We start from the raw sequence: 12385 nt of genomic DNA, 5'->3' as shown, positions 1-12385 counted from the left end.
TTAACGTGCAGCCTCCAAATTTCTTCCCAATACCCGGTGAGACAGCGGTTTTCATGACGTCGTGAGTCTTGCGCCCCAGACGCATCCGACCAGATAGGCTGAGACCCGCTGGAGCGTGTTGATCAATTCGAGAAGGTCATGGCTGATCGCCGCCTGCTGGTCTGCACGGTGTCGTCAGCTTTGCGATCTTCCGTCACGTGGGGCCAGTCGCTGTCCCAGAATATTCGCGTCGTTGCGCATTACACCAACTGCCATGCCTTGGTCACGGACGTTTGTCTGGCGGGTACAAAGGCTTATTCAACATTTTTACCTTCGCCTTGCAGATCACCTTGGTATTGGTGCTCGGTGATCCGTTGGCCCATGCGCCAGTGGTGCAGCGGATTACCCGGTTGATCAGCCTGGCACGTACACCACCATGGCCGTGGTCATGGGCAAACAGCTCTCCAACATGCTGCAACCATTCTGGGCCGCACCAGTGGTAGCGATGGCCGGAACGGGTACTGGGTTTTACCTTCGCGACGTCTCTGGTTGGGGCCTTTGTCTGTGGCGCTTCGCTGCTGCTTTTGTTGTAAACAGGCGATCCATGATGTTAAATAGCCATCAACTGAATATTGGCGCCAAAATTCCAGCTATTTTTTCAAGATAGGTCTCACAGCGCCGATACTCTCAAAAACCACACTAACCAGGAGGGCATCCAGTTCATGAAACTCACCGTCAAACACAAGTTGCTGTGCTTAGCCATCGTCCCCGCTTTGTTGTTCGCGTTGATCATCAGCGGCCTTGCATCGTGGATGTTACAGAGCAGCGCCGATCAGGAAATGCTTGAAACCCGCGACAGCCTGGTCAAGCGCAATCGCGAAATCCTGAAGAACTACGTGGACATCGCGCTGACCACCATCAAGCCTCTGCATGATGCGTCGGCGAATGGCGATATGGCTGCGCGGGACAAGGCGCTGGATATTCTGAAGCCGGTCAAGTTCGGGGACGAAGGTTACTTCTTCGGCTACGACGGCAAAGGCGTGCGTATCTTCCGTGGCGACAGTACAGCTGGTGTAGGCAAGAGTTTCTGGGACACCAAGGATCCCGACGGTTCCTACCACTACCAGACGTTTGTGGAAGTGGCTAAAAACGGTAAGCACTACGTCGATTACGCTGCGCCCAAACCTGGCCAGGAGACTGTCCAGGTTCCCAAGCTGGGCTATACGGTCTACCTGGAAAAGTGGGACATGGTGCTCGGCAGCGCCATAAACATGGATGACATCGATGCCGCCATGCTCGTGGAGCAGGCCGCGGTTACCGAGCGCACCCGCAACCTGCTCGGTAGCATCTTCCTCGTGACCCTGGTGTTGTTGCTGGTGACTGCCGCGGCGGGTATCTGGACCGCCAACGGTGTGGTGCGTCCACTGCGCATGCTCAAGACCAATCTGGATGACATCGCGGCGGGCGACGGCGATCTCACGCATCGCCTGGTCATCACCAGCAGCGACGAGTTGGGCGATCTCGCCGCGTCATTCAACCGTTTCGTCGACAAAATCCACGCCATGGTCCGTCAGGTGGCGCAGATGACTACCGAGCTGGACGGCCTAGTGGTCCAGGCGACGCAGCAGACCTTGCGCTCCGAGCAAGCCATGCAGCGCCAGCGCAACGAGACCGATCAGGTCGCAACTGCCATCAACGAAATGTCGTCCGCTGCCCAGGAAGTCGCGACGAGCGCCCAGCGTGCCGCAGAAGCTGCCGCTGAGACCGATCAGCAAGGGCATGCCGCGCGCAAAGTCGTGGGCAACAATATTCTCGGCGTGAGCGCGTTGGTTTCTGATATTCGGTCGAGCGGCACCAGCCTCGACAGCCTGCAACAAGACGTGCGCTCCATTGTTTCGGTGCTGGACGTGATTCGCTCCATCGCCGATCAGACCAATCTGCTGGCGCTTAACGCCGCAATCGAAGCGGCACGGGCCGGTGAAGCCGGTCGTGGCTTTGCGGTAGTTGCCGATGAAGTGCGCGCGCTGGCCAGTCGTACCCAGCAGAGCACCCAGGAAATCCAGGGCATGATTACCCGCCTTGAGGCGGGTACTACGGCTTCGGTCGCCGCCATGCAGCGTTCAACCGAAGCAGGCGAGGGTGCCAATCAGCAGACCAATGCGGTCGGCGCGTCACTGGATTCGATCTCGGGCCTGATCGGCACGATCAACGCAATGAACGCGCAGATTGCCAGCGCAGCGGAAGAGCAGACGTCGGTCGCCGAAGAGATCAACCGCAGTGTGCATCAGATCGCCGGTGCGGTGGAAAGCCTTGCCGACGAAACCGAGCAGAGCGCACGCACCATGCGCGAAGTGTCATCGCTGGGCACTAACCTCGCCAGCCTGGTTCGCCAATTCAAGATCTGATGAAACGTTTAAGTTGCCGCTTGCCTGGCAACAGGCGGCAATAACTGTTTTAGTCATGCCTGATTAGTTAGCTTGATCATTATTAGGCAGCAATCCAGTTGCCGCCCACGCGGCAACTTATAAAAAAATCAGAAACACCAGATACGCCCGTGTTTAGACCCAGGAGTGAGTAACCGATGTCCGATAACGATACCTCCCCAGGCCGTCGCGATTTTTTGCGTAAGTCGTTGACGCTGATCCCCGTTGTAACCCTGGCCAGTGCTGGCCTTCCCAGCTCAGCCTTCGCCCAGACTCCCGCGAGTGACGCTCAGTCAGGCACGTCGCTGGCAGTCAAAACCAGCGATTACAAACCCACGTTTTTCACACCCGAAGAATGGGCGTTCCTGATCGCCGCCTGCGACCGTTTGATCCCGTCCGACCAGGTGGGTCCCGGCGCCGTCGAACTGGGCGTGCCGGAGTTTCTCGACCGCCACATGCAGACGCCCTATGCCAACGGCGGCATCTGGTACATGCAGGGCCCGTTCATCCAGGCCGCCCCGGAATTCGGTTACCAGGGCCGCCTGACGCTGCGCGAAACCTTGCGCGTTGGCATCAAGGCCTTTGACGCCAGCTGCAAGACAGCCTTTTCCGGCAAGACCTTCGCCCAGCTGACGACAGCCCAGCAGGAAGAACTGCTGAAGAATGCCGAGAGCGGCAAGCTGGTGCTGGAGGACATTTCTTCGAAGTTGTTCTTCACCAATTTGCTCAACGAAGTGCGTAACGGCTACTTCGCCGACCCTTCACACGGCGGCAACAAAAACATGGGCGCGTGGAAAATGATCGGTTATCCCGGCATGCGCGCCGATTACATGGATTGGGTGACGGTGCGTGACAAGCCGTACCCGCTGCCCCCGGTCGATCTGGCCGGGCGGAGGGGTTGAGCATGGCGAACGTTAAACCAAAAGTAGACGCAGTGATTGTCGGCATGGGCTGGACCGGGGCGATCATGGCCAAGGAACTCACCGATGCCGGTCTTACGGTCGTGGTGCTGGAACGCGGCGCTGATCGTGACACGCAACCTGATTTTGCCTATCCGAAAGTCGTCGATGAACTCGAAGGTTCGGTGCACCGCCGCTATCTGCAAAGCCTGTCCCAGGAAACCGTCACTGCGCGGCATAACCTGACGTCCACCGCCGTGCCGTATCGGCAGATGGGTTCGTTCAAACCGGGCACCGGTGTGGGCGGCGCGGGCAGTCACTGGTCTGGCTGTCACTTCCGCGCGTTGCCGGAAGACTTCAAGCTGCGCAGCAATGTCGAGCAGCGTTATGGCGCGAAGTTCATTCCCAGCGACATGACCATCCAGGATTTCCCGGTCACCTACGAAGACCTTGAACCGCATTTCGATCACTTCGAATACGTGTGCGGCACTTCCGGCAAGGCCGGTGTGATTCAAGGCGCCAAACAGCTGGGCGGCAACCCGTTTGAAGGCTCGCGCTCGCGTGAATTCCCGCTGGGTCCGAACCCTAATTATCTCGGCGCTGAAATGTTTTACGGCGCGGCTCGCGAGATGGGCTGGGACCCGTATCCGATCCCGGCGTCCAACGCATCGGCGCCTTACGTCAATCCCTATGGCTGCCAAATGGGGCCGTGCAACGCCTGCGGGTTCTGCAGCGATTACGGTTGCCTGAACTACTCCAAGGCCAGCCCGAACATCAGCATTCTGCCCGTGCTGCGCCAGCGCAAGAACTTCGACTTGCGCACCAATGCGCAGGTCCTGAAAGTCAATCTCGACAGCGATGGCAAGAAGGCGACCGGCGTTACTTATCTGGATGCCCAGGGCTCTGAAGTCGAGCAGCAGGCCGATCTGGTCCTGCTCTGCGCATTTTCCCTGTTCAACGTGCATCTGATGCTGCTCTCGGGTATCGGCAAACCCTACGACCCGCAGACTGGCGAAGGCACCATCGGCCGCAATTACTCGTACCAGAACCTCAATCGCGTGGTGCTGTTTTTCGGCAAGGAAGTGCAAGCCAACCAGTTCATCGGTATCGGTGGCGCGGGCACGACCATGGACAATCTCAACGGCAATCAACTGGACAATGCCAAGGCCGGTTTTGTCGGTGGCGGTATCATCTGGGCCCGTCAGCCAGGTGCCGGTCCGGTGCGCGGGATCAACGTACCGCCGGGCACCCCAGCCTGGGGCACGCAGTGGAAACAGGCGGCCAGCGATGCGTTCCGTCACTCGTTCTATTTCGAAGTGCAGGGCGCATGCATGTCGTACCGTCAGCATTACTTGAGCCTTGATCCGACCTACAAGGACGGCTTCGGACGGCCACTGCTGCGGATGAACTTCGACTGGCACGACAATGAAATCAAGGCTTCGCAATTCCTGGTAGGCAAGGCGCTGGAAATGTCGAAAATCCTCAACCCGACTGCCGTTGCCGGCGACGCGAAGAAACCGGGCGAGCATTACAACATCACCAAGTACCAGAGCACCCATACCTGTGGCGGCGCGATCATGGGCAGCGACCCGAAGACCTCGGCGTTGAACCGGTATCTGCAATCCTGGGACGTGCATAACGTGTTTGCCATCGGTGCCAACGCGTTTCCGCAAAACAACGGCTATAACCCGACCGGAATGGTGGGTGCGCTGGCGTACTGGTCTGCCAAGGCCATTCGCGAGCAGTACCTGAAAAACCCCGGCCCGCTGGTTCAGGCATAAGGAGCGAAACCCATGAAAAAGTTTCTCCTGAGTCTGGTTGGACTGGGCGTCGTGGTGCTGGTTGTGTTGTTGGCGTTCGCGTTCTGGCCGACGCACACCCGTGCGCTGCAGGCTGCACCTGAAGCGCAGCAGGCGGCGTTGATCGAGAAGGGCCGTTACCTGGCGGATGCGGGCGATTGCACGGCTTGTCACACGGCCAAAGGTGGTCAGCCGTTCGCCGGTGGCCTGCCGATTGCCTCGCCGATTGGCACGCTGTACAGCAGCAATATCACGCCCGACAAGGCCTCCGGCATTGGCGCTTACTCGCTGGATGATTTTGACCGCGCGATTCGTCACGGCATCGCGGCCAATGGCAGCAGCCTGTATCCAGCAATGCCTTATCCGGCCTACGCGAAGATCAGTGACGACGACTTGCGGGCGCTGTACGCGTACTTCATGCATGGCGTCGCGCCGGTCAATGCCGAAAACCGCGCCAACGATGTCGCGTGGCCATTGTCGATGCGCTGGCCGCTGGCGATCTGGCGCAAGGTGTTCGCGCCGGTGCCTGATGCCGTGGCATTCAAGGCCGACGGCTACAAGGACTCCCAGGTGGCACGCGGTGCCTATCTGGTTCAAGGCCTTGGGCATTGCGGCAGTTGCCACACGCCGCGTGCGGTGACCTTGCAGGAAAAGGCGCTGGATGAGTCAAGTCCGCTTTACCTGTCAGGCGGGCCGGTGATTGATGGCTGGCTGGCGGTCAACCTGCGCGGCAATCCAGCGGACGGCCTGGGCAACTGGAGCGCCGCGGATATCGTCGCGACACTGCGCAGCGCACGCAGCTCGACCCATGCGGTATTGGGTGGCGCAATGGGCGACGTGGTAGTTCATAGCACCCAGCACCTCAACGATGGCGACCTGCAAGCGGTGGCCGCTTACCTGAAAACGCTGCCAGCCAGCGATCGTCAGGTGTCGAGCTTCAAGGCCGATCCAGCTACCGCCAAAGCATTGGCTGCCGGGGAAGAGGGCAGTCGTGGCGCCGAGCTGTACGTCGACAACTGCTCCGCCTGCCACCGCACCAACGGTCAGGGTTACGAGCGAGTCTTCCCGAAAATTGCCGGCAACTCCTCGGTGCTTTCGGAAGATCCGGTGTCGATGATTCGTCTGGTCCTGGCAGGCAGCAAGTTGCCCGCGACCGCGACTGCACCTTCGGAACTGGGTATGCCGGGTTTCGCCTGGCGTATGTCGGACGAAGAGGTGGCGCAACTGCTGACCTTCATCCGCAGCAGCTGGGGTAATCAGGCGCCGGCGGTGAATGCGGTGCAGGTCAAGCAGCTGCGGGACACGCTGCCGAAGGAGTCGCCAGCGGTGTCGCGCACGGACATCGCCAAGCCGTAAGGTTGTAGCGGTAACCGACAGGCTGGGCTGACGTGCAATGTGTTGGCCCGGCCTCTGCCGGGTTTTGCGAACCGCCTTGACCCGTTGGAGCGAGGCTTGCCCGCGAATCGGTAGGCACATCCGCCCATTATTTCGAAACCGAAGAAGCCCTTCGCGACCTGGTTTGCTGTTGTATGTTGTCAACAGACATCGGTCAGGCAGCATTTTTCTGGCGCTGCGTGTCGAATCGAGTGGCACCAACAGCATGCGCGTTGCGGCTTAATCTCGGTTTCGCCCTGACGGTCGACCCCCTTTGTTACGGCAAAGGGGGGAAACCATTATGCGCTGACGTCCGGCCCCTGCTTCGCAGCGGTTCCCTCCTTCCGGTGCCGTGGTGGGGCGACGCGCCGACGGGCCATCCATGGCCCAACGGCGCTCGCTCGGCATCCATGCCGAGTGCACCCCACCACGACACCTCCACTCGGCCTCCCGACGCGCGTTTGGCGGTGTTTTCCAGATCGCGGCACGGAAAAGCGAACATCAAAAGACCGAGCGATCCCGTTGGAGCGAGGCTTGCCCGCGAATCGGTAGGCACATCCGCCCATTATTTCGAAACCTGACTATCTTCTCTGCTGCACGTCATCTTTCAATCCGAATTCATCGGTGTATATTGAATTCAAAATACAAAAACGACGCAGGAGATTGAAATGAGTGATTCCACCGATCAAGCCCTATTAGTCCCTTTTGTTGGTCCGACGTTGCTCGGTACGCCCCTGCTGAACAAGGGCACGGCGTTTACCCAGCACGAGCGCGACACGTTGCATTTGCAAGGCCTGCTGCCACAGCAGATTGAAACTATCGAGCAACAAGTCCAGCGCGCTTATCACCAGTTCCAGGGATGCCCGACCGATCTGGACAAGCATGTTCTGCTGCGCTCGATCCAGGATTTCAATGAAACCCTGTTCTTCCGCCTGGTCGACGAGCATCTCGATGAAATGCTGCCGATTATCTACACGCCGACGGTGGGCAAGGCCTGCCAGGAATTCTCGCGGATCTATCGCAGTCATCGCGGCTTGTTCATCAGTATTGCCGACGGCGACCGCATCGACGAGATCCTCAACAATGTCACCAAGGACCATGTAAAAGTCATCGTCGTCAGTGATTGCGAGCGCATTCTGGGGCTTGGCGATCAGGGTGTTGGTGGCATGGGCATTCCTATCGGCAAGCTGTCGTTGTATACCGCTTGCGGTGGGATCAGTCCGGCCTACACCTTGCCGGTGGTGCTGGATGTGGGCACCAATAATCCGGGTTTGCTGGCTGATCCGTTGTACTTCGGACGCCGGGAACAGCGCATTCGCGGCGCTGAATATGATGCTTTCCTTCAGGCGTTTGTCGAGGGCGTTCAGCGCCGCTGGCCTGAGGCGATTCTGCAATTCGAAGACTTTGCCCTGACCAATGCCATGCCGCTGTTGGCGCGTTATCGCGACCAGTTGTGTTGCTTCAACGACGATATTCAGGGCACTGCCGCTGTCACCGTAGGTACTTTGCTTGCGGCCTGTAAGGTCAAGGGTCAGCGTCTGTCGGACCAGACCGTTGCATTTGTAGGTGCCGGCTCCGCAGGATGCGGGATTGCCGAGCAGATCATTGCGGCGATGCAATTGGAAGGCTTGAGCGAAGCCCAGGCGCGCAGCCAGGTATTCCTGCTCAACAGCAAAGGCTTGCTGACCGATCGCCAGCCGGATCTTTATGATTTCCAGCAACGCCTGGCGCATTCCAGCGAGTCGCTGGCGCAATGGGATTTCGACGCAGACTGGCCGTCGCTGCAGGACGTTGTGAGCAATGCCAAACCCACGGTGTTGATTGGCGTGTCAGGCAAGGCCGGTTTGTTCACCCAGCCGATCATCCAGACCATGCATGCGCATTGTGCGCAGCCGATCATCATGCCGCTGTCCAACCCGACGTCGCAGATCGAAGCCCATCCCAAAGACATCCTGCAATGGACCGACGGGAAGGCGCTGGTCGCTACCGGCAGCCCGTTTCTGCCTATCGAGCTGTTTGGCAAAACCTTCCCCATCGCGCAGTGCAACAACTCCTACATCTTCCCCGGCATTGGCCTGGGCGCGATTGCCAGCAAGGCAACGCGGATTACCGACGGCATGCTCATGGCTTCGGCCCAGGCACTCGCCGACAGCGCCGGGGCAGGGCAGATGTTGCCGCCGTTGCGGGATGTCCAGGCGGTGAGCAAGCGTATTGCCCTGGCGGTGGGTTTGGCTGCGCAGCGCGATCTGGTCGCCGAGCCCGCGTCTGAGCAAGCGCTGCGAGACGCCATCGATGAGCATTTCTGGTATCCGGTCTATCGGAACTACGAGCGTCGCCCGGAGTAAACTCCGAGGCATAAAAAATCCCGCCGGATTGGCGGGATTTTTGTATCGACAAGCTATGAGCCGCTACACCAGCGTCAGGGAAATCGCCGGCAAACCGAGGATTTTGCCGCTGACTTTCCCGGCACTTTCAGCGAAAAATATCCCGGTGTAGGAACCGGTGGTGATCACGAATTCCTTGGGCACGGTCAACCCTTGGCCGGTGTGATGATTGACTAGCCACGCCAGCAAGCGACGCGGATCACCCGCCGGATTTGCGACCGCCGACGGCACGATACTGGCGCCGTTCAGCGTCAGCTCAAGGGTTGGATTAACGAAATCGAAGCCGTCTTGGTAAGGCACAAATTCGCCGACGATCAATGCGCCGTGATTGAGCAGGTCGGCCAGCTGAGTCAGCGGTTCGATTTTCGGCCAGGCAGCAAAACGGCTGGAGACCAGTTCAATGGTCGCGGCCATTTCGCCAATCCCCGCCATGACCTCATCGTCGCTGTAAGCCTCGTCGCGCGGGGTGAACGCGCGATTGAAGCGAAAGGCGACTTCCAGTTCCAGGCCCACCTGCGGGTAACCGGCGCGATCAAACTCGCTGGCCGAGGCGAACAGGCAGTTCTGTGGCAGCGGCGATCCCTGAATCGGACCGGTATGGGATTTCGAGCCGATCTTCCAGCCGCCAGGCGTCACGCCACGCAAGTGAAGGACGTCCTGCTGGATCTGGTAGGCAGCGTCCTTGTCAGTTGGCTGCAGGTCAGCGTCGAATTCGCCCAATGGGCTGTGTTCTCGGTGTGCATCGACAAGCAATTGCGCCAGGCGCGAAGGTGAGGTTGCTGAGTTCAAGGGGTCGCTCCAATTGCGTCCAGCCCCCCGCCCGCAGGCGGAGGCTGGCTACCGGTTATTTGCTGATGATGGTCGAAGCTTGCGGATCGGGCGTTCGCGTGGCCGCAGGTTTCGCGTACTCGAATTTGTTCTGCGGCTTCATGCGGAAGGACAGAATCACCCCAATCGCCAGCAGCACGATGCTGACCAGGAAGGGTAGCTGCCAGTTGCCGAATTTGTCGATCAACAATCCTGCTGCCACGGGGCTGACAATCGCGGCCATGGCCGAGCCGGTGTTCATCATGCCACTGGCCGTACCGCAATGATCGGGCGCAATGTCCATCGGGATGGCCCACATTGGCCCAATCGTCATCTCGGAGAAGAAAAAGCCGATGGCCAGACAGGCCAGGGACACATGCATGTCCTTGGTAAACATCAACGGGATCAGGGAAATCAGCGTCAGCGTCAGGCAGATGGCAACCATGCGGCTGCGTGCCTTGTTGAGGTCTTTGGTGCGGGTGTAGATGCGATCACTGACAATGCCGCCCAAGGTATCGCCGACCACGCCACCGAAGAACACCGTCGAGGAGAAAATGGCGGTGTTTTTCAGATCCAGGCCCATGTTCATGAAGTACATCGGCACCCAGCTGAGCAGCAGCCACAACGTCCAGCCATAGCAGAAATAGACGATGGTCACCGGCGCCATGCGCTTGAACAGTCGTCCCCAAGCGAGCGGAACGGTGCTTTTCACCTTGGGAGCCGGCAACACATCCAGCTCTTGTTGCGAAATGCGCGGATGGTCCTTTGGCAGTTCAGTGAAGACCAGGGCCCAGAGCATGACCCAGACAAAGCTGATCCCGGCGCAGACATAGAACGATTCCCGCCAGCCATAAGTGGCCATGACAGCGATCATCGCCGCCGGGGCCAACGCATTGCCAAGACGGGCGAATGCATGGGTGATGCCTTGAGCAAAGCCGCGTTTTTCCTTGGGTACCCAGCGCGACATCGCCGCCGTGGCAGCCGGGAAGGTGGCACCTTCACCAAGTCCCAGCAGCACCCGCGCCACGATCAGTGAGATAAAACCGCCGGCCAGCCCGGTCAAGACGGTCGCGCCGGCCCAGATCAGTCCGCAGACAATCAGCGTGCGTTTGGCACCGAACCGGTCGCTGACCCAGCCGCCGATGATTTGAAAGACCAGGTAGGGATAGGCAAACGCGGAGAAGACAATGCCAATCTCCGTTTTGGTGAGGTTGAATTCCTTGCCGAAACCGACCGCCGCCGTACTGACGTTGACGCGGTCCAGGTAAGTAATGAAGTACATGGCGCACAGCATGAACAGCACCGCCGTGGTGGGGCGCAGACGTAAAAACTTCATGATCTATCTCCAGTTTCTTATTGTTATCGCTGACCAACGCGATGATTCGGGATAGTTGAGTCACATCGAGGAGCTGCGATATTCGGGTGATCGCAGCTCCTTTCACATCATTCGCGCCGCAACGGTACGGATTGCCCTCCCAGATAATCCATGGCCGCCAATACACCACTGGATTGCAGCTTGATGCCGGCCATCTGCAGGCCCATTTCGCAGCCGGTCAGGGTTGCCATCAGCATCAGGTCATTGCAGTCGCCCAAATGGCCGATCCGGAACATGCGGCCTTTCATCTTGCCCAGACCGGTTCCCAGCGACATATCGAAGCGCTCGTAGATGATCTTGCGCACGGCATCGGCGTCGATGCCTTCTGGGGTCATTACTCCAGTCAGCACCGGGCTGTACACCGCCGGATCGGCGCACTGGATTTCCAGGCCCCAGGCATTCACCGCAGTGCGGCACGCGTGGGCCAGACGGTTGTGGCGGATGAACACATTGTCCAGCCCTTCGCCAAGGATCATGTCCAAAGCTTCGGACAAGCCATACAACAGGTTGGTGTTGGGGGTGTACGGCCAGTAGCCGGTTTTGTTCATTTCGATAATTTCGTCCCAGGCCCAGAAGCTGCGGGGCAAGCCTGCGGTTTTGCTGGCTTCCAGCGCTTTGGGGGAGACCGCATTGAAGCTGATACCCGGAGGCAGCATCAGGCCTTTTTGCGAGCCGGACACGGTGACATCCACGCCCCATTCATCATGGCGGTAGTCGACTGAGCCGAGGCCGGAAATGGTGTCCACCAACAGCAGCGCCGGGTGACCTGCGGCGTCAATGGCCCTGCGCACCGAAGCGATATCAGAGGTAACGCCGGTACTGGTTTCGTTATGCACGACGCAGACTGCCTTGATGGCGTGACTGCTGTCCGCGCGCAGGTGCGTTTCGATCATTTGCGCGTCGACACCGCCGCGCCAGCCTTCGATGCCCGGATGGCCGATGAATTGCGGTTTGAGGCCCAGGCTCAGGGCCATTTTCTGCCAGAGCGTCGCGAAATGGCCGGTTTCGAACATCAGCACCTGATCGCCTGAGCTCAGCGTGTTGCACAGCGCTGCTTCCCAGGCTCCGGTACCGGACGCGGGGTAGATCACCACCGGCTGACGGGTCTTGAAAATCTGTTTGATACCGTCCAGCACTTTGAGACCCAGTTCGCCGAACTCCGGGCCACGGTGGTCGATGGTGGGATAGCTCATGGCGCGCAAAATGCGGTCCGGGACCGGGCTCGGGCCAGGAATTTGCAGGAAGTGACGGCCGGCGGGATGGTAATCAAGCTTCAGCATGAGTGACTCCTTCTTGTTTTTGTATTTTGAATTCAAAATACGTTAGCACGCCTTTCTGCTGTGTC

9 protein-coding genes are annotated in these 12385 nt (G+C 59.2%); 6 read left to right on the top strand and 3 right to left on the bottom strand.

What is annotated here, in order from left to right; all coding sequences use genetic code 11:
* The first annotated feature begins 415 nt into the window (after positions 1–415).
* From AABC73_RS17040 to AABC73_RS17015, 6 genes are all read left to right on the top strand, one after another.
* Complete coding sequence (locus AABC73_RS17040; RefSeq protein ID WP_341520186.1) at positions 416–646, top strand: TIGR00366 family protein; 231 nt, start codon at positions 416–418, stop codon at positions 644–646.
* Between the two features lie 55 nt (positions 647–701).
* Positions 702–2384 (top strand): methyl-accepting chemotaxis protein, encoded by a 1683-nt coding sequence (locus tag AABC73_RS17035; protein ID WP_341520185.1) that lies wholly within the window; start codon positions 702–704, stop codon positions 2382–2384.
* A gap of 176 nt (positions 2385–2560) precedes the next feature.
* Complete coding sequence (locus AABC73_RS17030) at positions 2561–3304, top strand: gluconate 2-dehydrogenase subunit 3 family protein (RefSeq protein WP_331152396.1); 744 nt, start codon at positions 2561–2563, stop codon at positions 3302–3304.
* Positions 3305–3306: 2 nt separating this feature from the next.
* Entirely contained in the window at positions 3307–5082 is a 1776-nt protein-coding gene (locus tag AABC73_RS17025) for a GMC family oxidoreductase (RefSeq protein ID WP_020292495.1), read from the top strand.
* 12 nt (positions 5083–5094) lie between these two features.
* A complete protein-coding gene (locus AABC73_RS17020; protein WP_341520184.1) occupies positions 5095–6456 on the top strand; it encodes a cytochrome c in 1362 nt (453 codons plus the stop codon).
* Between the two features lie 686 nt (positions 6457–7142).
* Complete coding sequence (locus AABC73_RS17015) at positions 7143–8819, top strand: NAD-dependent malic enzyme (RefSeq protein WP_341520183.1); 1677 nt, start codon at positions 7143–7145, stop codon at positions 8817–8819.
* Between the two features lie 63 nt (positions 8820–8882).
* On the opposite strand, the gene AABC73_RS17010 is transcribed toward AABC73_RS17015, so the two are convergent.
* From AABC73_RS17010 to AABC73_RS17000, 3 genes are all read right to left on the bottom strand, one after another.
* Positions 8883–9647, bottom strand: a complete 765-nt coding sequence (locus AABC73_RS17010) for a 2-keto-4-pentenoate hydratase (protein ID WP_341520182.1) — start codon at positions 9645–9647, stop codon at positions 8883–8885.
* A gap of 55 nt (positions 9648–9702) precedes the next feature.
* Positions 9703–11001, bottom strand: coding sequence for an MFS transporter (locus AABC73_RS17005; RefSeq protein ID WP_341520181.1), 1299 nt, complete (start codon positions 10999–11001; stop codon positions 9703–9705).
* Positions 11002–11108: 107 nt separating this feature from the next.
* The gene (locus tag AABC73_RS17000; protein ID WP_341520180.1) at positions 11109–12320 is read right to left on the bottom strand and encodes an aminotransferase class V-fold PLP-dependent enzyme; all 1212 of its coding nucleotides are present in this window, start codon (positions 12318–12320) and stop codon (positions 11109–11111) included.
* Between the last annotated feature and the right edge of the window lie 65 nt (positions 12321–12385).

Origin of the sequence: Pseudomonas sp. G.S.17 (assembly GCF_038096165.1) — a bacterium.
GTDB lineage: Bacteria > Pseudomonadota > Gammaproteobacteria > Pseudomonadales > Pseudomonadaceae > Aquipseudomonas.
Note: the sequence above shows the minus strand (reverse complement) of the source record. Positions and strands in the feature narration are given on the sequence as shown.